Annotated in this window: 23 protein-coding genes; 10 read left to right on the forward strand and 13 right to left on the reverse strand. The window is 59.0% G+C overall.

All coding sequences use genetic code 11. The features are described 5' to 3' along the window. Nucleotides 1-3 precede the first annotated feature (3 nt). Nucleotides 4-2,604, forward strand: coding sequence for a DEAD/DEAH box helicase family protein (locus tag QP884_RS09740; protein WP_284821877.1), 2,601 nt, complete (start codon nt 4-6; stop codon nt 2,602-2,604). 209 nt (nt 2,605-2,813) lie between these two features. Further along, nucleotides 2,814-3,407, forward strand: coding sequence for a Type 1 glutamine amidotransferase-like domain-containing protein (locus QP884_RS09745; RefSeq protein WP_250409886.1), 594 nt, complete (start codon nt 2,814-2,816; stop codon nt 3,405-3,407). Nucleotides 3,408-3,593: 186 nt separating this feature from the next. Here the strand turns inward: QP884_RS09745 and QP884_RS09750 are convergent, their stop codons facing one another. Both QP884_RS09750 and QP884_RS09755 read right to left on the reverse strand, forming a co-directional pair. Further along, nucleotides 3,594-4,037: a DUF2871 domain-containing protein gene (locus tag QP884_RS09750; protein WP_250409887.1), complete on the reverse strand. Its 444-nt coding sequence runs from the start codon at nt 4,035-4,037 to the stop codon at nt 3,594-3,596. Nucleotides 4,038-4,289: 252 nt separating this feature from the next. After that, entirely contained in the window at nt 4,290-4,919 is a 630-nt protein-coding gene (locus QP884_RS09755) for a DJ-1/PfpI family protein (protein ID WP_250409888.1), read from the reverse strand. A gap of 111 nt (nt 4,920-5,030) precedes the next feature. On the opposite strand from QP884_RS09755, the gene QP884_RS09760 reads away from it, so the two are divergent. Both QP884_RS09760 and QP884_RS09765 read left to right on the forward strand, forming a co-directional pair. Then, the gene (locus tag QP884_RS09760; protein WP_284821878.1) at nt 5,031-5,459 is read left to right on the forward strand and encodes an OsmC family protein; all 429 of its coding nucleotides are present in this window, start codon (nt 5,031-5,033) and stop codon (nt 5,457-5,459) included. A gap of 113 nt (nt 5,460-5,572) precedes the next feature. Then, nucleotides 5,573-6,553, forward strand: coding sequence for a DUF1906 domain-containing protein (locus tag QP884_RS09765; RefSeq protein WP_284821879.1), 981 nt, complete (start codon nt 5,573-5,575; stop codon nt 6,551-6,553). Nucleotides 6,554-6,555: 2 nt separating this feature from the next. Here the strand turns inward: QP884_RS09765 and QP884_RS09770 are convergent, their stop codons facing one another. The 6 genes from QP884_RS09770 to QP884_RS09795 all read right to left on the reverse strand — a co-directional run bounded on the left by QP884_RS09770 (nt 6,556) and on the right by QP884_RS09795 (nt 12,606). Beyond that, a complete protein-coding gene (locus QP884_RS09770; protein WP_434736464.1) occupies nt 6,556-7,590 on the reverse strand; it encodes a hypothetical protein in 1,035 nt (344 codons plus the stop codon). A 27-nt stretch (nt 7,591-7,617) separates the two neighbouring features. Beyond that, nucleotides 7,618-9,261, reverse strand: a complete 1,644-nt coding sequence (locus tag QP884_RS09775; RefSeq protein WP_284821881.1) for a solute symporter family protein — start codon at nt 9,259-9,261, stop codon at nt 7,618-7,620. Beyond that, nucleotides 9,261-9,608 carry a DUF485 domain-containing protein gene (locus QP884_RS09780; RefSeq protein ID WP_284821882.1) on the reverse strand — a complete coding sequence of 116 codons (348 nt, stop codon included), beginning with the start codon at nt 9,606-9,608 and terminating at the stop codon, nt 9,261-9,263. The genes QP884_RS09775 and QP884_RS09780 overlap by 1 nt, the downstream gene beginning before the upstream one ends. A gap of 290 nt (nt 9,609-9,898) precedes the next feature. Continuing rightward, nucleotides 9,899-10,762, reverse strand: a complete 864-nt coding sequence (locus QP884_RS09785; protein ID WP_284821883.1) for an aldo/keto reductase — start codon at nt 10,760-10,762, stop codon at nt 9,899-9,901. Nucleotides 10,763-10,831: 69 nt separating this feature from the next. Continuing rightward, nucleotides 10,832-11,191 carry an FKBP-type peptidyl-prolyl cis-trans isomerase gene (locus tag QP884_RS09790; RefSeq protein ID WP_005323855.1) on the reverse strand — a complete coding sequence of 120 codons (360 nt, stop codon included), beginning with the start codon at nt 11,189-11,191 and terminating at the stop codon, nt 10,832-10,834. A 122-nt stretch (nt 11,192-11,313) separates the two neighbouring features. Further along, nucleotides 11,314-12,606, reverse strand: a complete 1,293-nt coding sequence (locus tag QP884_RS09795; RefSeq protein ID WP_284821884.1) for a citrate synthase — start codon at nt 12,604-12,606, stop codon at nt 11,314-11,316. 160 nt (nt 12,607-12,766) lie between these two features. On the opposite strand from QP884_RS09795, the gene serC reads away from it, so the two are divergent. The 3 genes from serC to QP884_RS09810 all read left to right on the forward strand — a co-directional run bounded on the left by serC (nt 12,767) and on the right by QP884_RS09810 (nt 15,706). Further along, entirely contained in the window at nt 12,767-13,885 is a 1,119-nt protein-coding gene (gene serC, locus QP884_RS09800) for a phosphoserine transaminase (protein ID WP_284821885.1), read from the forward strand. 112 nt (nt 13,886-13,997) lie between these two features. Continuing rightward, nucleotides 13,998-14,873, forward strand: coding sequence for a septation protein SepH (gene sepH / locus QP884_RS09805; protein WP_284821886.1), 876 nt, complete (start codon nt 13,998-14,000; stop codon nt 14,871-14,873). Between the two features lie 2 nt (nt 14,874-14,875). Then, nucleotides 14,876-15,706 carry a DUF6928 family protein gene (locus tag QP884_RS09810; RefSeq protein WP_284821887.1) on the forward strand — a complete coding sequence of 277 codons (831 nt, stop codon included), beginning with the start codon at nt 14,876-14,878 and terminating at the stop codon, nt 15,704-15,706. On the opposite strand, the gene QP884_RS09815 is transcribed toward QP884_RS09810, so the two are convergent. The 3 genes from QP884_RS09815 to QP884_RS09825 are packed head-to-tail and all read right to left on the reverse strand — an operon-like array spanning nt 15,667 to nt 18,604. After that, complete coding sequence (locus tag QP884_RS09815) at nt 15,667-16,473, reverse strand: TrmH family RNA methyltransferase (RefSeq protein ID WP_284821888.1); 807 nt, start codon at nt 16,471-16,473, stop codon at nt 15,667-15,669. The genes QP884_RS09810 and QP884_RS09815 overlap by 40 nt on opposite strands. Before the next feature lie 9 nt (nt 16,474-16,482). Next, nucleotides 16,483-17,886, reverse strand: coding sequence for an NCS2 family permease (locus QP884_RS09820; RefSeq protein WP_284821889.1), 1,404 nt, complete (start codon nt 17,884-17,886; stop codon nt 16,483-16,485). Between the two features lie 49 nt (nt 17,887-17,935). Then, entirely contained in the window at nt 17,936-18,604 is a 669-nt protein-coding gene (locus tag QP884_RS09825; RefSeq protein ID WP_284821890.1) for a DUF3027 domain-containing protein, read from the reverse strand. A gap of 38 nt (nt 18,605-18,642) precedes the next feature. Between QP884_RS09825 and QP884_RS09830 the strand changes: the two genes are divergently transcribed. After that, entirely contained in the window at nt 18,643-19,407 is a 765-nt protein-coding gene (locus QP884_RS09830; protein WP_284821891.1) for a glutaminyl-peptide cyclotransferase, read from the forward strand. Nucleotides 19,408-19,413: 6 nt separating this feature from the next. After that, a complete protein-coding gene (locus QP884_RS09835; protein WP_284821892.1) occupies nt 19,414-19,992 on the forward strand; it encodes a DUF2771 domain-containing protein in 579 nt (192 codons plus the stop codon). Here the strand turns inward: QP884_RS09835 and QP884_RS09840 are convergent. Further along, entirely contained in the window at nt 19,989-20,369 is a 381-nt protein-coding gene (locus QP884_RS09840; RefSeq protein ID WP_005323875.1) for a cold-shock protein, read from the reverse strand. The two genes, QP884_RS09835 and QP884_RS09840, sit on opposite strands and share 4 nt — an antisense overlap. 321 nt (nt 20,370-20,690) lie before the next feature. Here QP884_RS09840 and QP884_RS09845 point away from each other — a divergent pair, with 321 nt between their 5' ends. Then, the gene (locus QP884_RS09845) at nt 20,691-21,320 is read left to right on the forward strand and encodes a resuscitation-promoting factor Rpf1 domain-containing protein (protein WP_005323876.1); all 630 of its coding nucleotides are present in this window, start codon (nt 20,691-20,693) and stop codon (nt 21,318-21,320) included. Nucleotides 21,321-21,405: 85 nt separating this feature from the next. Here QP884_RS09845 and QP884_RS09850 read toward each other — a convergent pair whose 3' ends face one another. Beyond that, nucleotides 21,406-21,591 carry a hypothetical protein gene (locus QP884_RS09850; protein ID WP_023022020.1) on the reverse strand — a complete coding sequence of 62 codons (186 nt, stop codon included), beginning with the start codon at nt 21,589-21,591 and terminating at the stop codon, nt 21,406-21,408. Nucleotide 21,592 lies beyond the last annotated feature (1 nt).

The following is a 21,592-nucleotide window of genomic DNA, read 5'->3' on the forward strand; positions in this document are numbered from 1 at the left end:
ACCATGACCTTGCAACTGACTTATGATCCAGCACTCGTGGACGAACTCTCCGCGAGCTTTGGACTGCGTGTAGCCAATACCCGAGCACTCGATACTCTCGCGCGCCGAATGGATAGCGGCGTAGACGGCGCACACGCCCTGGTTATGGACATGGCTACAGGCGCGGGCAAGACCTATGTCATGGCCGCATTCATCGAGTACTTACGCCGTGGTGGCGTGCGCAACGTCGTGGTGGTAACACCCGGCTTGGTGGTGCAGACCAAGACCGTGGCTAACTTCACGCGCGGTTCCGGCAAGTTCATCGAGGGTGCCGCACTGGATCCTGTGGTTATTACCCCAGATAACTACAAGTCCATGGCCGCAGGGCGTACCGAGGCAGAGCAGCAGTCGGCCTCCAGCGTGTTCGTCTTTAACATTCAGCAGCTTATCGCCCCGAAGAAAATGGAGGGAGAAACCAAGGGTGGCGGCAAACAAGCCACCGCGCGCGGCATCCGCAAGTTCTCCGAGTACGCCGGAGTCCTCTACGACGACCTGGCCTCCCGCGACGACCTAGTAGTCATTGCCGACGAGCACCACCTGTACTCCGCATCTGCGGCCTCCTTCCACGCCGCAATTGCTGACCTCAACCCAGCCATGCTGGTAGGGCTTACCGCCTCTGCCGACGAGGACGACGATGTGGTCTTCCGCTACACCCTGCGCGAAGCCATAGGCGACAAATCAGTGAAAACGCCGGTCATTGTCTACCGCCGCGACGGCTACGGCGAGCGCGAGCAATACCAGCAGCTCAAAGACGCGGCTACCTTACGCGAGCACAAGCAACGGTTCTACGACGACTATGCCGCGCGACACGCCGACGATGGCACGTCCCCGATCAATCCGGTGATGATGGTGGTGTGCGAAAACATCGCGCACGCCACCGAGGTGGAAGAGCTTTTGGCAGGCCCGGAGTTCTTCAACAACCCGTATACGGTACTGCGTGTGGATTCAGACTCCATGACCGAGGAAAAGACCGCACTGCTCAATGGCCTGGACAACCCGGACTCCCCGGTGCGCGCGGTGGTGAGCGTTAACAAGCTCAAAGAGGGCTGGGATACCCGCTCGATCGCGGTGATGGTCACTCTGCGCGCCATGGACTCCGACATATTGACCCAGCAAACACTTGGTCGAGGCCTCCGACTGCCGTTTAAGCGCTACACCGACGTGGAAGCTATCGACACCCTGGAGATCGTGGCTCACGATTCGTTTAGGCGGCTGCTTAAAAGCGAGAAAGTACTGCATTCCTTCGGTGTAGACACCCGGCCACAGAAGTTGCAGCCGGATACCGATACCGAGCCACCGCAGCCGGATACCGATGTCAGCGGCGGTGGCGATCTACCGCAGCCTGACGCAGACACCCGCCCTGGCACCGGCCCGGCGTTGACCGTGGCAACAGATCCAGCAACCGACCCCAACACCGACACCACCGACCCGGATACTTCCACCCACGGGGACACGGAATTAGCAGGTAGAAACACCCTTGATAAGCCGGTAGGCCAGCTACGTGAGCTGGGAGGCGATGGCCGCGACCTGGATAATTGGCATGATGATGCCTCTACTCCTGCGGTGGTGGAGTTGGTGGAGCGCTTTAGAGATGTCTCCTTCTGGTTCCCGCACACGACCTGTATGCGCGAAGACGAGTTCTTCCCACTGCACAAGCTCACCAACGCTGACATTGTTGCAGCCGCGGGCAAGGTGACGGATGAAGCTACCAGCGAGATGGAGCGCTACAAGCTTAAATTCACCGCCCACACCATCTCCACGAGCCGCCTGGAACAAACGCAGGTTCAGTCGGTAGCCATTGACACGGACACTGCCCGGCGTGAAATCAAAGCAATCATCTTGAAGAATCAGCTGATTGACCGCAACAGGGAAAACCTCAGCCAGCTGGATAACCGCATTGTCCCGGCCTTTATGAACGCCGTCTCGGTTACCGAGTGGACGGTGGACGCACTAGCCACAGCCAGTGAGGCATTGCGGACGATGGTCTCGCAGGCAGTTAAACAGTTCACTGCGTCGCTGGAGCCGACTGTGCGGCTCGTGCCGTTGCTGCTTCCCCATGAGCAGCGGCGTAGCTATCAGCTGCCCAAGGGATATGACATTATCCCGCGCCCGGAGGATAAGTCGAAGTTTGTTCGCCGCCAGTACTACTCCGGTTGGAAGAAAGGACTGTACAACGCTGCTGCCTTTGACTCCTACTCCGGCGAGGCAAAACTGGCTAGTGACCTGGACGTATCCCCGGATGTTGAGTGGTGGACACGGCTGTACCCGGAGGATCGAGCCAGCATTGGCTACGCCGCGCGGCGGTCGTACTACCCGGACTTCATCGTTCGCGATAAGGAGGGAAGAACCTGGATTGTTGAGGGCAAGGATGCCGGTGGACGCGCGAACGACGAGGTGCAGAAGAAACGAGCTGCTGCTGAGGAGGCCATCAATTTGATGGCTAGCCACTCGGATATGGCGGGTGTGAAGATCGGTTATGTAATTGCCTACGAGGACACCATCGCTTCGGCGGGTTCCTGGCGCAGGCTGCTCAGCGTGTCCGATCCGATTGTGTCGCCTAATTAAGTAGCTCTGAACTGCTACCACCGCCGCGGCCCACCTGCCGACGGAACCGAGAACAGAACCGACGAAAACTACCGCTGTGGTTCGGGTCGTTGCAGGTGGGCGGGTAGTTTCGCAAAAGACTCGAAATCTCAGGATGTCGTTCCGCTTGGTGTCTCGAGACGTTTGCTCTTCGAATGGTGGGAGCGGCAAGAATTTCGTAATCTAGGCCCATGAAACTTCTTCTCGCTTCATTCCTGCACCCAGACATCGGCGACTACATTTCGGGGCGAGTGCTATACATCGATGATGCCGCTTCAGAGATGCGCCAGGCACCATTTGCACAGGCAGAGCTGAAGGCAATTGGGGAGGCAGCAGAGACCTTAGTCCCTCTCACTCTATCGCAATCAAACTCAAGCGATCTTCAAAATGAAATTGCATCAGCCAACTGCATTTATGTCGCGAGCGGCGAGGTGTTCCGCCTTCTTAATGCACTGAGGTCAACGGGTGCCGATCGTCTGCTAACTGATGCGGTAAATCAAGGAAAGCTTTACGCTGGAAGTTCTGCAGGAGCAATTATTGCCGGCCCGTCAATTGAGCCGGCATCAATCATGGACGATCCCAAAACTGCACCGCAGCTCACCGACTACACTGGGCTAAACCTCACTCCTCATGTCATTGTTCCTCATGCACAAGGAACCACTGGGCCCTATTCAATAGAGGTCATCAGTAAGACTGTCGAGACCTACGGCCGAGAATGGAACCTGCTGCTTTTGAGAGATGGGCAAGCCCTCTTTATGGATGATGAAAAGTCCATTCTCATCTAATCTGCGATGACAAACACGCCAAGCCGGCCAGGAAAGTTCATTTTTCGCTTCAACTACCAGAACTTTCCTCGTGACCGAGCAGTTCCCTTAAAAATACTATGTAGGGACCATGAGGGTCATTTGTTTTGGTGAGCTCCTATCTCGCAGAGCCGACGTTGTGGCGCTTTGAGACAGTCTCACTCATTGTTATTCACCTGCTGCCTGGGACTTAGCTTCTTGGGACTCACCGATGGCATTACCAAGCGCTGCGATGAATGCGATTAGGCCTACCGTGATGAGAATGTGCCCAAGACCAGCGATGCCAGAGATCATTGCAGAGGACTCCTCCCCCAGCACGGTCAAGCATCCGTGCCAGATCATGACGCCAACGGTGACGACCACGCCGACGTTGTAGAGCCAGAAGAACGCATTGAACTGACCGCGACTGCGTGACAGTCCAAAGACCTTCTCCAATACCAAGAAGATAAGGCTCATCATGAAACCGAGCGCTAGCAAGTGAGTATGCGCCACGCTCAACTGGGTGAACTCGCCCTCGGGGAAATCATTGGCACGCGTGAATTCGCGGTAGAACACGCCAGCGCCCAAGCCCAATACAAGGTAGAAAATAGATGTCCAATACAAAGCTTTCATGGTCATTCTCCTTCCCAGCCGCTGTCACGGCCGGAGTAACGATGAATTAAATACTCTAAGGACTTATCCTTCTACATTTGTCATCGTTTTGAATCACAGGGCTGGTTGAAACTGCAATCAACCAGTTGGTTGACTATGAGATCCGGCAGATCAATATTCATAGTCCTGCCCCGGGAAATACAAGCGCTGAATGTCAGGCACCTTTGTTTCAGCAAAGACCCGAATCGTTGAAGCAGTTTCGGGTGACTCCAGCTAGTTTGAACAGACCCACGCCTGAACCTTGTTCATATGTTCAACGAAGGCCGCTTCCGTTCTTTGCTCATGCAATTGAAGCCAAGCATCCACGACATCATCTGGGTAAACGCCCGCCGCGCGCAATACCGCCGCAGTAAATGGCACTGGAGCCAAGCCTGAAGCTGTAATCACTCCACTATCAAAAACTACATCTTCTTCTTTATAGCCATCGATATTGGCGTAGTTCACTGAGGCAAGGAAGCCTTGCGCGTTTGAAGTGTGTTTGCAGTGGTCAAGCACCCCAGCACGAGCAAAGGCCAGAGTTGCACCACAGATTGCTGCCAAGAGCACTCCGTTCTCACTTAAGCCACTGATCGTTTCCAGCAACTGTCCATGCCCATCAAAGTAAGTATCTGCCCCTGGAACCACGAATGCCGCAATATCAGTTCGGTTCTGGATATCTTCCAAGGTCAAGCTTGGGACCACTTCGAGCCCGCCCTTGGAGCGGACAGCTTGTAATGATTCGCCTACAAACAAGACCTTGAAGCGGTCCGGCACTTGGGCCTCAGCTTCAGCTATTTGGGTTGTTAGGTAGGCATACTCCCAATCAGACATGGTTTCCGTCGCGTAAATAGCAATGATCTTCATGGAACTCACAATACGCGGGCCATTTAAATCACTATTAGACACGCGAACATTACGATCAACGTGTCTGTTACCCACTCGAACCGACCTGATCCCTCGCCTTAAACTGGCCATATGTCTGAAGTAACAAAGCACTACGCCGTAGACCTCACCCGCATCGAAACCGCCCAATACCGAGCTACCAATTCAGCGGGAGCCAGTATTGATTTTGGCAGTGGTGAGGGACTCCTCTCCCCTGTTGAACTCTTGCTAGCTGCGGTCGCGGGATGTTCCGCGGTGGACGTAGACGTTGTAACGTCTCGGCGCACGGAACCAAAGGCGTTTGATGTGCACGTGGAAGGTGACCGTGTAAGCGAAGATGGAGCATCGCGTCTGTCGGAGGTGCGCGTGGGATTCGATCTATCGTTCCCGGATACGGCGGAGGGCAACCAAGCCCGCAAGCTGGTGGACAACCTGATCCGCATCTCCCAAGAGAAGGACTGCACGGTATCGCACACAGTTGAGAACCCCGCGCGCGTGAAGTTCAGCAACGACTCGAAATAGCTCCTCGGTATAGATCTGCGACATGCGGTTTCGCTCCGGAGATAATTCCAGACCTCCTGCTATGGTGCAATTGTTAACTACTGTGACAAATGTGATTACTGCAGGAGCTCAACATGTCACCATCTTTCTCCCGTCGCGGCCTTTTTAAGGCGGGCACTCTCACCCTGGCCGCAGGTGCTATCGGTACTGCTGCACCGAGTGCAGCGGCGCTCGGACCGGTGCGCGGCACCATCATTGATTTCTCCGCCGGCGTACCTTCCCCTCAGGCAATTAAGAATGCCGGACATATGGGCGCGATTCGCTACGTCTCCGACAAGCGCCCCGGCGCTGCGTGGATGACCGGCAAGCCGGTAACCCTCAAGGAGACTAAGGCCAACGCAGCAGCGGGTCTGCCCACTGCGTCGGTCTACCAATTCGGCCGTGCGGAAACCGCGGATTGGAAGCAAGGCGCAGCTGGTGCAGCAATCCACGCACCGAAGGCAATTGCGCTACACAAGAAGGCAGGCGGCCCCACCAACCGCCCGATCTACATCGCGATCGACGATAACCCCACCCGCGAGCAGTACACCCGCCAGATCCGCCCCTACCTGCAGGCATTCTCCAAGACGCTGGAGCTGGCCGGCTATCAGACGGGCATCTACGGCAACTACAACACTATTGAGTGGGCGATCCAGGATGGCATCGGCAAGTACTTCTGGATGCATGATTGGGGATCCAACGGCAAGATTCACCCGCGCACCACTATCCACCAGCTGCCGCACGGCAAGCAGCAGGCCATTGGCGGCATCATCGTTGACGTCAATGAGGTCTACGCCGAAGACTGGGGACAGTGGACGCCAGGCAAGTCCGCGGCCCCTGCACCGGCAAAGAAGCCAACCACCAAGAAACCACAGCCACAGACCAAGGCCCCGAGCAATGGCTCGTCCGACCTGGTCAATCAGCTAAGTTCGCAACTGCAGAGCGCACACCCGGAGCTACCGGAGCTGCCGCAGGTCACCGCCAATGGCGTGACTTTTAATGGCAAGACGTTGAGCAACGATCAGATTCGCCAGCTAGCGAAGATCGTCGCAGAGACGGTCTCTAAGGCGCGGTAGTACTACTTCTTAGAGGGCTCGGAGGTTTTCTCCGAGTCCTTCTTTTTGTCTGCGGACTTCTTCTTGGACGTGGTGGATTCGCTGGTGGGTTCCTTGGACGTGGACTTTTCCTTCTTGTCCTTGCCGGATTTTTCGTCCTTGTCCTTCTTAGTGGAGGAGGTAGTAGAGGTCTCCGAGGTGGAGGTCTCGATCGGTGGGACGTCCTCGCCGTCTTTGTACTTGAGGAAGCGCTCGGTAGCCTTGCCCAGATTCTTACCCGTCACCTCGTCCTTGACGTAGTCGGTGAGGTCATCGGAGGAGCCGGTGATAGAGGCGGCGGCGACGAAGTTTTCTCCAAAGGAGACCGAGGAGTTAATGGACTTGTCATTGGACCAACCCCACTTGCTGCCTACCACGTTTGAGAGCTTGGCGGTGCCGTAATCCTGGCGGTAGCCATCCTCAGAGATGGGATCGGCATGCGCCATGGCTACAAGCACCGGGTGGGTTTCATCGCGGTCGATGAGCTGCGAGATGAAGCTGGCGACGTCATACGTGGAGGTTTGCGAGTAGCCCCACTGCTCGCCGGCCTTGGTGGATTCAAGATTGAATTCATCGGCAATCGTGTCGATGGAATCCGGGTACTTATCAAAGAGATCTTCGGCGGACTTATCCGAGGAGCTAGCGATCATATCCAGCGCCTCATATTTGTCCTCGTACTCGCCCTTTTCCATTACGTAGGTGGCGATATAGAGCTTGATAAGGCTTAGCGCTGGGCGGGCCTCGTGCTCCGAGGCAGAGCCCATGTGCATGCCATCGTGCAGGCGGATATAGGTAATTGAATGACCCTCATCGCCCTCCAGGAACTCATTGGTTTCCGGTGGGACGTCGCGGTTGGTGTCTGTTGCTTTTAAGGGGGCGTCGGCAAGCGCATCGCTTTCACGCTCGCTATTGCTGCACGCGGTGGTGGTCAAGGCGAGCATGCATACGGCCAAAGCGGCACCAGCCTTAACTGATGCCGCCTTGCGGGTCACAGACGTTCTAAGCACGTCCAACCACATTACCGGGTGAATGCACTTTTCAAGCAATTAATGCTGCACGGGTGCCTCCACGCCCACGCCGGTAAGGGAGCGAACCTCCATCTCTGCGGAAAGCTCCTCAAAGTTGTCCGGCTTGGTCATAATGGAGACCAACCAGCCAACGAAAAAGGACAGCGGAATGGAAACCAAGCCCGGCGAGGAAAGCGGGAAGATGGCCCAGTCCGCACCTGGGAACATGGAGCTCTCAGAACCGGAGACTGCCGGGGAGAAGAAGATAAGCACCAGGCAGGACACCACACCGGTGTACATGGAGGCCACCGCGCCCGCGGTGTTGAAGCGGCGCCAGTACAGGGAGTACAGGATGGTCGGCAGGTTGGCGGAGGCCGCCACCGCAAATGCCAGGGAGACCAGGAAGGCCACGTTCTGAGTCATGGCCAGGATGCCCAAGATGATGGAAACGATACCGAGGACCACCACGGTGGCCTGAGAGACGCGGACCTGCTCGGCCTCGGTGGACTCGCCATTGCGGATCACCGCGTGGTAGATATCGTGCGCAATGGACGCCGAGGCGGTAATGGCCAGGCCGGCCACCACGGCGAGCACGGTGGCGAAGGCCACGGCGGAAATAATCGCCATGAAGATGGAGCCGCCAATCTCCATTGCGAGTAGCGGTGCCGCGGCATTGGCCCCGCCCGGCGCGGCCAGGATGCGGTCCGGCCCCACCAGTGCTGCTGCACCGTAGCCCAGAACCAGGGTCATGAGGTAGAAGGCACCGATGATGACGATCGCCCAGGTAACGGAGCGGCGCGCCTCAGTGGCGGTGGGCACGGTGTAGAAGCGCATCAGCACGTGCGGCAGGCCGCCCACGCCGAGTACCAGGGAAATGCCCAGGGAGATAAAGTCCAGCTTGGTGGCGGTGGTGGCGCCGTACTTCAGGCCAGGGGCCATGATGTCCTTGGCCTCGTAGCCCTTCTCCTTAATCTGCTCGGAGGCGGCGTGCATGTCGATGGCGTTATTAAACAGGGTGCTAAATCCGCCGCGCAGGGCAATGAAGACCAAGACGCACATGATGACCACGCCGGCGACCAGAAGCACGGCCTTAATCATCTGGACGTAGGTGGTGCCTTTCATGCCGCCGACCAGGACGTAGACAATCATGAGCACGCCCACGATGCCCACGACGAGAGCCTGCCACTTGAAGTCGTGGATATCCAGCAACACGGCCACCAGCGAGCCGGCGCCGGCCATCTGTGCGATGAGGTAGAAGAGCGTGACGAAGAGGGTGGCGATGGACGCCGCCACGCGCACGGGCTTTTGCTTCAGACGGAAGGAGAGGACGTCCGCCATGGTGAAGCGACCAACGTTGCGCATTGGCTCGGCGACGAGCATGAGCGCTACCAGCCAGGCAACGAAAAAGCCCACCGAGTACAAGAAGCCGTCGTAGCCATTGAGCGCCACCGCGCCGACGATGCCTAGGAAGGATGCGGCGGAGAGGTAGTCACCGGAGATGGCCAGACCGTTCTGGCGTCCGGAGAAGGTGCCGCCGCCGGTATAAAAGTCCGAGGCCTTCTTCGTGGTCTTTCCGGCGCGCAGCACCACCGCCATGGTGATGATGAGGAAGAGACCGAAGATGGAAATATTCAGGATGGGGTTGCCGGCGGAAGTCTCGGCGGCAAGGGTGGTGGTAGTCATTAGTTGCCCTCCAGTTCTGCACGGATGGCGGCCGACTTCGGCTCGATATTCTTATTGGCGTACTTCACGTAAATCCACGTGATGATGAAGGTGGTAAGGAACTGGGCAAGGCCGAAGACTAGGCCGATGTTCCAACCGCCGCCGAGCTCGGTTGCCATGAAGTCAGGGGCGAACACGGCGGCAAGAACGTAAACCACGTACCACACGAAGAAGGCCACGGTCATAGGGAAGGTAAAACTCCGGTAGGTGCGGCGCAGCTCGCCGAATTTGGCGGAGTCGCGCATCGCGATGAACTCGCTACCGGTGGGTTCGCGGCGCGAGACAGGAGTTGCAGCTACGTCACTCATAGAGCATCGTCTCCTTGGGTGAGAGGAACTTAGGTCACACGAGATAGTGTGTCACTGCTCACTATCCACGCTGACTTGTAAGTTACAGAACATTTTCTGCAAGGTTGTAAACTCTGCCAAGAAAACTTTCCACTCCCCCACCCTTTTAACCCCATAGGCTTCACTGAACTGGAATAACATCTTTAGCAAACTACCCCCGAAGGAAGAATTATTTACCCCTTGTAAAGATTGTTAACAGCCGCTTGGCAAAAGAAAAAGCCCCCGTGAGGGGGCTTAATCTGCAATTGACGTTACTCTTCGTTGCCTGGGAATTCGCGCGGGTCATTGAACATGCGACCAAAGCCCTCCTGGCCCTCAAGTGCGTCAATGGCGGATACTTCCTCCGCCGTGAGCTCCAGCTCGGTGGCGGCCAAGTTTTCCTTCAGGCGCTCGGTGCGCGCGGACTTCGGAATGACGGAGATACCCTTGGACATGAGGTACGACAGCACAACCTGCCCCTCGGTCGCCTCGTGGTCAGCAGCAGCCTGCTCAATCACGGGGTTATTGAGCACAACGCCGCGCGCCAACGGGGCCCATGCCTCGGTGACGATGTCATTATCGTAATGGAAGGCGCGCAGGCTGGACTGGGTAAAGCCCGGGTGGATCTCCACCTGGTTGAGCACCGGAGAAATGCCGGTGGTGGAAATTAGGTCCTTGAGCACGTCCTCGTAGAAATTAGCCACGCCGATGGACGCAATCTGACCCATGCCCTGCAGGCGGGCGATAGCCTCAAAGGTCTCGTTGTAGAGGCCACCCTGCGGCCACGGCCAGTGGATGAGATACAAGTCAAGGTAGTCGAGCTGCAGATCCTTGAGAGACTGCTGGAATGCCTCTTCCACCTTGTGCGCACCGTGGTGGGAGTGCCATACCTTGGAGGTAATAAAGAGCTCATCACGGGTGACGTCGCCGGCATCCATTGCCTGCTTCAGGGCGGTGCCTACCGCCTCTTCGTTCTTGTAGAGCGTGGCGGTATCGAAGTGGCGGTAGCCCAAATCGATGGCCTCGCGGATGACGCGGATGCATTCCTCGTCATAGAGTTTATACGTGCCCAGGCCCAGCTGGGGCATGTCGCGGTCATCATTGAAAGTTACGGTTGGCACAGTCATGTCCTCCATTGTGCCGCAGTTTTTCTGACCGCGCCGAAAACGACGAAACCCCAGGGCGAACCCTGGGGCTGAGCGCTTTTAGTCGGCGCGGATGAGGTCAATAATGAAGACCAAGGTGCGGCCGGACAGCGGGTGCGCACCACCAGCGGGGCCGTAGGCCTTTTCCGGCGGAATGATGAGCTTGCGGCGACCGCCCACCTTCATTCCCGGGATGCCCTCTTGCCAGCCGGCGATGAGACCGGTCAGCGGAAACTCGATGGACTGGCCACGGTCCCACGAGGAATCGAATTCTTGGTTGGTCTCGTATTCAGCGCCGACGTAGTGGACCTCCACTACGGCACCAGGCTGCGCCTCAGCACCGTCGCCGACGACGATGTCTTCTACGACAAGGTCGGTCGGCGCTGGGCCAGACTGGGCCTCAATAACAGGCTTATCCATGGGGATTATTCTCCTTGGGAAATCTAGTTTGTTCGTGCGGTCGCATTAAAAACCGAACCGAGCTGCACCTATTATAGGTGCTACCACCCGATTCGGCTTAATTAGGCTGACCGCGGAGCGCTTTAACGCTCGCTACGCGGGGTGACCTTACGCAGGGACTCGCCGGTGTAAATCTGGCGCGGACGGTTGATCTTGGTGTTGATCTCCAGCTGCTCGCGGTACTGTGCAATCCAGCCCGGCAGGCGGCCGATAGCGAAGAGGACGGTAAAGAAGTCCGTCGGGAAGCCCATAGCGCGGTAGATCAGGCCGGTGTAGAAGTCCACGTTCGGGTAGAGCTTGCGGGAGACGAAGTAGTCGTCATTCAGCGCAATATCCTCCAGCTTCATGGCCAGATCCAGCATTGGGTCGCCGCCCAGGTGCTCGATGATCTCGTGGGCCGTGTCCTTGACGATGGCCGCGCGTGGGTCGTAGTTCTTGTACACGCGGTGGCCAAAGCCCATGAGGCGAACGCCCTTTTCCTTATTCTTCACGCGGTTCATGAAGTCGGTAGCGTCGCCATCGTGGTTGTTCTGGATATCTTCCAGCATCTCCAGAACGGCCTGGTTTGCACCGCCGTGCAGCGGACCAGACAGGGCGTTAATGCCGCCGGCGATGGAGACGAACATATTGGCCTGAGCGGAACCAATCATGCGCACGGTGGAGGTGGAGCAGTTCTGCTCGTGGTCAGCGTGCAGGATAAGCAGCTTATCCAGGGCCTTAGCTACAACCGGGTCCACCTCGTACTCCTCGGTGGGGTAGCCGAACATCATGCGCAGGAAGTTCTCGCGGGCGTTCAGGCTATTATCCGGGTACATATAAGGCTTGCCCTGGGAAGCGCGGTAAGCATACGCAGCCAGCATTGGAACCTTGGCCAGCAGGCGGACGGTGGCCTTATCCAGCTGCTCTGGGTCCAGCGGGTTGAGCTGATCCTGGTAGTACGCGGAAAGAATGTTAAGGGAGGAAGCCAGCACGGCCATTGGGTGCGCGTTGCGCGGGAAGATATTGAACGCGGCCTTAAAGTCCTCGTCCAACAGGGTGTGGTGGCGGATTTCGCGGTTAAAGTGGCTGAGCTCTTCCTCGTTAGGCAGATGACCCTTGATCAGCAGATAGGAAACCTCGTTAAAGGAAGCATTTTCCGCTAGGTCCGCGATATCGTAGCCACGGTGGCGCAGGATGCCCTCTTCACCGTTAATGAAGGTGATCTTGGACTCGGTGGAACCGGTGGAGGTATAACCAGGGTCGAAGGTAACGAGCCCGGTCTCGTTACGGAGCTTGGAAATGTCAAAGCCGGAGTCACCCTCGGTGGACTGCTTGATGTCCATCTCGTACTCGCCGCCTGGGTACTGGAGCACTACCTTGTTGTCTTCAGAAGCCACGGAAGTTCCTTTCTCTATGTGAAGAGTCACTATTAAGCACTAACTTAAGGAAGCTAGCTTGATACCTCTTCACACCTTAGCAAACTTTGTGACGCCGCCAACAGGATTTGGCCGACTAAAATAACTGCCGTTCGACCGGAACTGTTCTACACTGACTTGCATGAGTACACCCGAACTTACGCTGCCTGCCGACCTCCTGCCTGCCGACGGCCGCTTTGGCTGCGGCCCCTCCAAGGTTCGCCCCGCCCAGCTTGCGGCCATTGACCCCGCGGTCATGGGCACCTCTCACCGCCAGCCGGCAGTAAAGAACCTCGTAGGTTCGGTGCGGGAAGGCTTAAGCGATCTCTTCTCCCTGCCAGAGGGCTACGAGATTGTCCTTTCCCTCGGCGGCGCGACCGCCTTCTGGGATGCTGCCACCTTCGGACTCATCGAGCGCCACTCCGCCCACCTCACCTTTGGTGAGTTTTCCACTAAATTTGCCAAGGCCGCTGCGGGTGCACCCTGGCTCGATGCGCCCTCCATCGTGGAGTCCCCCGCGGGCACCGCGCCCGACCCACACGAACTCTCTGCGGAAGCGGACGTCGTCGCTTGGGCACACAATGAAACCTCCACCGGCGCGATGGCAGAAGTCACCCGCCCGCACCCCCGCAATGATCAGCAGCTGGTGGTCGTGGACGCCACCTCCGGCGCGGGTGGCCTGCCCGTGCACATCTCCGATACGGACGTCTACTACTTCTCGCCGCAAAAGTGCTTTGCTTCCGACGGCGGCCTGTGGCTCGCCGCCATGTCCCCCGCCGCGCTGGAGCGGATTGAGAAAATCAACGCCTCCGAACGCTATATCCCCAACTTCCTCAACCTGCAAACGGCAGTCGATAACTCGCGCAAGAACCAGACCTATAACACCCCGGCAATCGCCACCCTGCTCATGCTGAATAACCAGGTCCAGTGGATGAATGCCAACGGCGGCCTCGACGGCATGGTTGAGCGCACTACCGAATCCTCCACCACGCTGTATCGCTGGGCCGAATCCCGCCCGGAGGCCACTCCCTTCGTCGCGGAGCCTGCGTCCCGCTCGCTCGTGGTGGGCACCATCGACTTCGCAGAGTCCGTCGATGCCGCAGCGCTCGCCGCTACCCTGCGCGCCAACGGCATCCTGGACGTGGAGCCGTACCGCAAGCTGGGTCGCAACCAACTGCGCATCGGCATGTTCCCGGCCATCGATCCGGCCGATATCGCCAAGCTGACCCAATGCATCGACTACGTCTTGGATGCGAAATAACGCATCTCACCCAACATGCCCCGCCGCCTCGCAGGCCGCGGGGCATTTTCACGTTATAGTTGAATGCATCACAGATATGTCCGCCGTCGATAGGCAAAAGGAGCGCCCTATTATGCGCGAGCTGTTCCCAGTTGACAGCGAGTCGACCGAAACCTCTTTGGTGCTGCGCACCGAAGACGGCGAAGAGTTTTTCCTCTCCATCACCGATGAGCTGCGCGAGGCCCTGCAGAGCGAGCAGGAGGAAACCCCCGAAGAGGAACCGGCGGCTCCGGCCATCAGCCTGGCCAAGCCCGCCAAGCCGGAACCGGTGGAAGAGACAAAGATCCGCCCGGCGGAGATCCAAAATCGCATCCGTGCCGGCGCCTCCGCGGCAGAGCTGGCGGAAGAAATGGGCGTGACCGAATCCCGCATCGAGCCCTTCGCCTACCCGGTCATGCTAGAGCGCAACCGCATCGCGGAGATTGCCAAGCAGGCCCACCCTGTCCGCGAGGACGGACCGGCCAAGCTCACTTTGTGGGAGGTTCTGGCCACCGCCTTTGCCGCCCGTGGACACTCGCTCTCCGAGTCCACCTGGGACGCCTACCGCCACCAGGGCGAGGCCTGGATCGTGCGTGTGACGTGGAAGGCCGGCCTGTCCGAGAACGAGGCCGAGTGGTACTTCAAGCAGTCCATGTCCTCGCCCGCCACGGTGGAAGCGCGCAACTCGGTGGCCGCGGACCTAACGGACCCGGATTTCGTGCAGCCGGTGCGCTCGCTAACCTCGCTGGGCAGCGGCCGCTATGACGAAGCTATCGACGGCGACCAGCCCAGCAACGTCACTGACCTCACCGCGCCGACCACCCCTCCGGAAGAGCCGGAGGAAGAGGAGTTCTTGCAGAATCCCTCGCCAGAAGAAAAGCCCACCAAGCGCCGCCGCAAGGCCGTCACCCCGCATTGGGAGGACGTGTTGCTCGGCGTTCGCTCCAATACCAAGCGCCCTAGGGACTAATCGTGGACATCTCTCACGCAGTACTTACTCTCTGGTACATCTCTCAGCCCAATGCGGAAGAGGTGTTGAAGACCGAGCCCAAGGCGGATCGCGGCTTTGGCCGGAAATTCCTCGCCCAGCTGGATCCGACCTTTCCGGTCACGCCGATTGGGCAATTCCCGCTCAACCGCTCCGCGCAGACGGATCCGAACGAGTACTACATCGGCGGCTACCCCGGCATCACCGTGGTGCAAACGGTCTGCGAGGGGGACTCGGTTCTCCTTTCCCAGCTGCCGGAAACGCTCCTTAATGCGGTGCCCGCCCAGCGCGTCATTGCGCTGGCGAGCAATGAGAAGGAAGGCTACGCCGGCTTCGCCCTGTGGGAGGGCGGCGATCTCAAGCGCTGCCTGTGCGCTACCCGCGAGCACCTCTACGAGGACACCGGCCTGCCCGAACCCTTTGAGGCGCCCTACTGGGCGGGCGAGAAATACGAGCCGCTGGGCGGAATCTCCCTACCTTTCGAGCCGCAGGGCATCATGGAAGCGGCACAGGAATACTGGCTCGACATCGAGGTCGGGCACGATGGCCCAGACCTAGACGTTGTGGGCTACGCGGTCGACGGCCGCCCAGAGCCAAAGATCGACCCGCCGAAGCCCAAGCGCACCGTGGGGGAACTAGCCGCGCAGTCGGCCAATAAGCTGGGCCTGAACGACTATGACGACTACGAGGACCATAGCGCCGAGCCGGAATCCACCGGCGAGGAAATCATCTCCACCGCCAAGCACTTGGGCTCGCTCATTGGCAATTGGAGCGCTCAGACGTTTAAGTCGCTCAAGGAGCGCTGGCGCTCATAAAAGGAAATGGCGGCGGCGGTAGCCACGTTGAGGGAATCGGTACCAGGGGCCATCGGTATGCGTGCGCGTATATCGGTGGCCTTCATTGCATGTTCGGTAAGGCCGGGGCCCTCCGCGCCGACGAGCATCGCCACCTTATCCAGGCCGTGCATGGCCTCGGCCAAGTGCACCGCTTGGGGGTTGGGGGTTAAGGAAATGAGGGTAAAGGAGGCGTCGGCAAGCGCCTGCAAGGAACGCTGCCAGGTAGTAAACCCGCCCTCTAAATGGGCAAAGGGCAAGCGCAGCACGTGCCCCATGGACACGCGCACCGAGCGCCGGTAGAGCGGGTCCGCCGCACCGGAGCCCAGCAGCACCGCATCCACGCCCATGCCGGCGGCATGGCGGAAGATGGCGCCGATATTTTCATGATCGCCCACGCCCTCGAGCACGGCGATAGTCTTGGCGGATTCCACAATCTCGCTCACCTCCGGCTCTGGGGCGCGGTCCGCGGCGGCGACCAGCCCGCGGTGCATATCGAAGCCGGCCACCTCCGCCAAGGTCTCGCGAGAGACCTCGTAGATGGGGCACTCGGGTTCGCCGTACTCGGAAATATAGGCCTCCACCTTCTTGGGAAAGCCCACGAGGCAGCGCATGGGAAACCGGGACTCGGCCAGCCGGGAGACCACCAGCGGGCCCTCAGCAATGACGAGACCCTCGCCGGACTTATCGGATTTGTTGAGGTTCCGAATATCGTCCAGGCGAGGGTCTGCGGGGTCAGTAATCAGCATGCCCTTAGGCTAGCCGATGGCATTGGAAATCGGATCCATGCCAAAGAAAATCACGAACAGGCCAGCCAAGAGCCACATGATCCAGTGCACGTCCTTGGCCTTACCGGCGAAGGTGGACATGAGCGCGAAGGAGATAAAGCCCATGCCGATGCCGTTGGCAATGGAATAGGTAAACGGCATGGTCACGATGGTGAGAAAGGCCGGGATGGCGATCTCCATCTTGGTCCAGCGGATCTCGGTCAGCTGCGCGGCCATCATTACGCCGACGATGACCAAAACCGGAGAGGCGGCCTCGATGGGCACGATTTCATAGAGCGGGGTCAAGAACATCGCGGCGAGGAACAGCACGCCGGTCATGAGGTTGGCCAGGCCCGTGCGGGCGCCATCGGCAATGCCGGCGGAGGAATCCGCAAAGACGGTATTGGAAGAAGCAGAGCCCAGGCCGCCGGCCACGGCGCCAAAGCCCTCGACGACGAGGGCCTTTTTCATATCGGGGAGGTTGCCGTCGGCGTCGACAAGCTTGCCTTGCTTGCCCAGGCCGGTCATGGTGCCCATCGCGTCAAAGAAGTTGGTCAGCAACAGGGTGAAAATCAGCAGGATGGTGGAGACCACGCCGATCTTGGTAAAGGCGCCCACCAGGTTCACATCGCCCACGATGGACAGATCCGGAATGCCGCCGAGCGCCTCCGGCTTCACGGGCGCGGCCATGCCCCAGTCCTCGGAGCCGGTAAACGCCTGGATAATAAACGCGATGACGGTGGTGAGCACGATGGCGATGAAAAGCCCGCCCGGCACGTTCCGGATGACCATGAAGGAGCAGATAATGAGGCCGATGACAAAGACCAGCGCCGGCCAGGTGGAAATCGAACCATTAATGCCCAGGCCCACCGGCACGGTGGTGTGCGCGGCGTCCGGCACGCGGGTGACAAAGCCGCCATCCACGAGGCCAATCATGGCGATGAACATGCCGATGCCCACGCCCATCGCCGCCTTCATGGACTGAGGGATGGCGTCAAAGACGGCGGTGCGGAAACCAGAGATGGCCAGCAGGACGATGATGATGCCCTCGATGACCACCAGGCCCATGGATTCCTGCCAGGTCAGCCCGCTGGTGGCGACCATGCTCACGCCCACGAAGGTATTCATGCCTAAGCCTGCGGCCATGGCGAAGGGATACTTGGCAATGGCGCCGAAGAGAATGGACATGACGCCGGCGACCAGCGCGGTGGCGGCGGCGACCTGTGGCACGCCCAGCGCGTAGCCTTCCGCGTCCTCGGTAGTACCGAGGATGAGCGGGTTCAAGAGGATGATATAGGCCATGGCGAAGAACGAGACCGTTCCCGCGCGTAGCTCGGTTCCAATGGAGGAACCACGTTCAGAGATATGGAAGTAGCGATCGAGAGTGACTTTCAACGCCTGCGCCTTTCACGTACAGCGAGTCTTACGCCATAAGTGTGCTGCCTTAATCCTCGATTTCAAAATCCTGGAAGATGGGCTTTTCATCATCGAAGGCCACTTCCGGGTTCTTTTCTTCCCGCACGCGCGTCTGCGAATGCGCGCCGCAGCCATAGCGCGAGTGCACCACCCGGCCGTCCGCCGAGTACTCATTGGCGCAGACGCCATAGTTGTCCATTAGCTGCACATAAAACGCGCAGGTGCGGCATTGCAGGCGCGCCTTGGCCGCCATATCCGTATTGGGCCCGAATTCGGTGCGCCAGCGCTTCTTGGCGTCTTCCAGGCCGGATTTAGACAAAGTTTCCCCGTCCAAGCGGGAATCATCCACGGCCGGTGGCATCAGGTCTCCGGGTCCAAGGTCGCCGGGCCGCACGCGGTCCTCATAGGGCACCCATTCCGGCGGCTGCAGGGCCTCCCCGCCCGGCACCAGCGCCACCTCATTGACGGTGACGTAGCGCGAGCCCTCCGCGCAGGCGAGCACCGCCTGCCATTCCCAGCCGGGGTAGCCAGGCATTTCTGCTTCAAATCGGTGGGTAGCAACGTTTCGGCCCATCCCGGCGACGCCGATATGCTTGCCGACGCCCCCTTCCCCCACCTCATCCAACGCCTCGCGCGCGATGCGCGCGGCGCGGGAATCGATCAACGGATTTGCTTTTCGCTTACTCACGCCCCTCATTATTCATTATGGAGCGCACCCGGTGGTACATATGGTGCATGTCGTTTCTTTCCCGCGCCGCCTGCATTCTCCTCCCCTGCACGCTCGTTGCCTGTTCCTCTACCCCAGCTGAACCCGAAGTAGAACACCTCTCCGTCGAGGTTCTCGGCACCGCTTCCCTGCCGCCCAATTCCTTTACGCAGGGCCTCGAAACCGATCCGGACGGCAACCTGCTCCTGGGCACCGGCCAATGGGGAGAATCCCGCCTGGAGCGCTTCTCCCCCGAAACCGGCGAAACCTTGGCCGAAACACGCCTGGATAGCCGCTACTTTGGCGAGGGCATCACCCAAGCCGGCGATTCCATCTGGCAGCTGACCTGGAAGTCCGGCCAAGCCCTGAAATACGACCACGACCTGCGCCAGGTAGATACCGCCACCTACTCGGGCGAGGGCTGGGGCCTGTGCAATACCGGCGAGGATCTCCTCATGTCCGATGGCTCCGCGACCCTGCGGCACATGGACCCGGAGACCTTCGCGGAGCGCTCCACTACCGACGTCACCCTGGAGGGAAAGCCCCTCGAAGACATCAATGAGCTCGAGTGCGTGGGCGATGCCGTCTACGCCAATGTGTGGATGGATGACAACATCTACCGCATCGATCCGTCTACCGGCCGCGTGACCGCCGTAATCTCCACCGACGCGATTGATAAGTCCCGCTACACCGACCCCGATGATGTCCTCAACGGCATCGCGCACATCAAAAATAATGAGTTTTGGCTTACCGGCAAGCGGTGGGAAGAACTCTTCCACGTTCGAGTAAGGTAAAGGCCCATGGCAACCCGTAAGGAAGCAAGGAAAAAGTCGCTGCTGCAGATCTTGGCCCTCATCGTGGTCGTGGCGGTCATCGTCGCCGCCGTAGTGATCTTCCAAAACTGGTGGAACCAGCGCCCGGGTCCCGATCCCCGCGACATCAAGGTCACCGCCTCCGTGGGCGATAAGTCCATCGACGTCGCCCCGTACATTGCATGCGAGCCCGGCAACGAGTGCCCAGAAGGCGAGGTCCCGAACCTCACCGTGGGCGATGATGACACCCTCAAGCTCGATATCCCCGAAGAAATCTCCGACCACGAGTGGAAGATTCTTTCCATCTACGATGACCCCGCCGCCAACGATGAAACCGCGCACGGCGCAAACGAGACCACCGAGGTTTCGATCCCCGGCTCGGTAGAACCTATCAAGGCCTCTACCGGCAAGCACCCCCGCCTCAAGGTGGTGGAGATTTCCTCCATGATGATCGGCACCGATGACAACGGTGACGAAACCCCCTTGGCCACCGTGTGGTCACTTACCACGATGACCGATAAAGAACGAGAAGCCTCCGCGGAGGAATCCACGAAGGCTTCTGATTAGCTATCCAAATCCTTCGCGATTGCGCGGAGGATTTCTGCTACCTGGCGCCCAGTCTTGCGCTCTGGGTAGCGACCGGAATTGAGCACCGGCTGAATCTGCGACTCCAGCAAGGTCATCACGTCAGAGACCATGCTGCCGAGTTCTTCCGGCTTGCGGGCCGGGGTGCGGCGACGCGGCTTATCCAATACCTTGACCCGCAGCGCCTGCGGACCGCGGCGCCCGGCCGCGAAATCGAAGTCGATGCGCTGGCCGGGGAACAGCTCCTCTACTCCCTTGGGCAGCACGTTGCGGCCAACATAGACGTCTTCATCGCCCGGGTTGCTGACGAAACCGAAACCTTTCTCGGCGTCATACCACTTCACTTTGCCAATAGGCATAGGTACCCACCTCTTCTCTAGGGGAAAATCTTTATTTTAGCCGCCTGGTCAAAACAACAGAAGTCGCGCACTCTGCCGCGACACACCCGCGTTACATGACATAGATCACATGGTGTCGCCCACCTGCGAAAATGCCCCCTCACTCACCACATTTGTCCCATTTCTTTCCCGTTTAGTGCCCATAACGTGACACTTTCGTTATAAACCGCTACGCTGTCCTCCAGACACTTAAGAGCCGTTAAGAAAGTTGCCCTCGCCCGCCCTTTCTTTTTGGTACATATTCTTTGCACTTAATGCGGGCATACAGAGAGGACTAACTACATGGGACGCCACTCCGCTAAGAACCGTATGGCCGCTAAGTTCACCGCCGGCACCGTCGCCTTCGGCGCCGCCGCTGCCATCATGGCACCGACCGCATCCGCTGCCCCAGATTCCGACTGGGATCGCCTGGCACAGTGCGAGGCCGGCGGCAACTGGCACATCAACACTGGCAACGGCTACCAGGGCGGACTGCAGTTCAACCCGCAGACCTGGCAGGCCAATGGCGGCGGCCAGTTCGCTGCTACCGCTGACCAGGCTACCCGCGAGCAGCAGATTGTCGTCGCTGAGCGCGTGCTTGCTTCCCAGGGCTGGGGCGCATGGCCGGCTTGCTCCGCTTCCCTCGGCCTGAACTCCGCTCCTACCCAGCGCACCGCTCCGTCCGCTGCCCCTAAGGCTCCGGCCCAGGCACCGGCCCCGGTCAAGCAGGCTGCCGCTCAGAAGTCCGACGAGCTGGCTGTTGATGCTCTGTACAACACCATCAAGAATGCCGCTAACTCCTACGGCCTGGCACTGCCTGCACAGTTCACCGAGCTGTACAAGGCTAACCGCCACGACTTCAACAACTTCTACTCTGCCAACCGCAACATCATCGACCCGATTGCGCAGATGATTGAGAACATCACCCGCTAAGACATAGCGATAAAGGGCCCATTGCAATAGCAATGGGCCCTTTTTGTATGAAAGAAAAATCCCCGCACCAAGGCGGGGACATACTCTAGCGATTGATGCGAGTATAAGGGTGAACGTAGTTCAGCTTCTCTGCCGGCATCGGCAAGATCAGATCATCGCCGTAGGGGCTGGATGCACCAGCAAAAGGCGCAGAGATTTCGGTGATTGCGTGCTCGCGATTTTCGTTCTTCGGCCAAGCCGGGGAAACGTGACCCTTCTTCTCATTCGACATA

Source organism: Corynebacterium tuberculostearicum (genome assembly GCF_030229345.1).
GTDB classification, from domain to species: Bacteria; Actinomycetota; Actinomycetes; order Mycobacteriales; family Mycobacteriaceae; genus Corynebacterium; species Corynebacterium tuberculostearicum_G.

Excerpts from the sequence above, each read along its gene's own strand:
- QP884_RS09740 (WP_284821877.1), top strand. The coding sequence starts at position 4 with ATGACCTTGCAACTGACTTATGATCCAGCACTCGTGGACGAACTCTCC.
- QP884_RS09745 (WP_250409886.1), top strand. The coding sequence starts at position 2,814 with ATGAAACTTCTTCTCGCTTCATTCCTGCACCCAGACATCGGCGACTAC.
- QP884_RS09750 (WP_250409887.1), bottom strand. The coding sequence starts at position 4,037 with ATGAAAGCTTTGTATTGGACATCTATTTTCTACCTTGTATTGGGCTTG.
- QP884_RS09755 (WP_250409888.1), bottom strand. The coding sequence starts at position 4,919 with ATGAAGATCATTGCTATTTACGCGACGGAAACCATGTCTGATTGGGAG.
- QP884_RS09760 (WP_284821878.1), top strand. The coding sequence starts at position 5,031 with ATGTCTGAAGTAACAAAGCACTACGCCGTAGACCTCACCCGCATCGAA.
- QP884_RS09765 (WP_284821879.1), top strand. The coding sequence starts at position 5,573 with ATGTCACCATCTTTCTCCCGTCGCGGCCTTTTTAAGGCGGGCACTCTC.
- QP884_RS09770 (WP_434736464.1), bottom strand. The coding sequence starts at position 7,590 with ATGTGGTTGGACGTGCTTAGAACGTCTGTGACCCGCAAGGCGGCATCA.
- QP884_RS09775 (WP_284821881.1), bottom strand. The coding sequence starts at position 9,261 with ATGACTACCACCACCCTTGCCGCCGAGACTTCCGCCGGCAACCCCATC.
- QP884_RS09780 (WP_284821882.1), bottom strand. The coding sequence starts at position 9,608 with ATGAGTGACGTAGCTGCAACTCCTGTCTCGCGCCGCGAACCCACCGGT.
- QP884_RS09785 (WP_284821883.1), bottom strand. The coding sequence starts at position 10,762 with ATGGAGGACATGACTGTGCCAACCGTAACTTTCAATGATGACCGCGAC.
- QP884_RS09790 (WP_005323855.1), bottom strand. The coding sequence starts at position 11,191 with ATGGATAAGCCTGTTATTGAGGCCCAGTCTGGCCCAGCGCCGACCGAC.
- serC (WP_284821885.1), top strand. The coding sequence starts at position 12,767 with ATGAGTACACCCGAACTTACGCTGCCTGCCGACCTCCTGCCTGCCGAC.
- sepH (WP_284821886.1), top strand. The coding sequence starts at position 13,998 with ATGCGCGAGCTGTTCCCAGTTGACAGCGAGTCGACCGAAACCTCTTTG.
- QP884_RS09815 (WP_284821888.1), bottom strand. The coding sequence starts at position 16,473 with ATGCTGATTACTGACCCCGCAGACCCTCGCCTGGACGATATTCGGAAC.
- QP884_RS09825 (WP_284821890.1), bottom strand. The coding sequence starts at position 18,604 with ATGAGGGGCGTGAGTAAGCGAAAAGCAAATCCGTTGATCGATTCCCGC.
- QP884_RS09830 (WP_284821891.1), top strand. The coding sequence starts at position 18,643 with ATGTCGTTTCTTTCCCGCGCCGCCTGCATTCTCCTCCCCTGCACGCTC.
- QP884_RS09835 (WP_284821892.1), top strand. The coding sequence starts at position 19,414 with ATGGCAACCCGTAAGGAAGCAAGGAAAAAGTCGCTGCTGCAGATCTTG.
- QP884_RS09840 (WP_005323875.1), bottom strand. The coding sequence starts at position 20,369 with ATGCCTATTGGCAAAGTGAAGTGGTATGACGCCGAGAAAGGTTTCGGT.
- QP884_RS09845 (WP_005323876.1), top strand. The coding sequence starts at position 20,691 with ATGGGACGCCACTCCGCTAAGAACCGTATGGCCGCTAAGTTCACCGCC.
- QP884_RS09850 (WP_023022020.1), bottom strand. The coding sequence starts at position 21,591 with ATGTCGAATGAGAAGAAGGGTCACGTTTCCCCGGCTTGGCCGAAGAAC.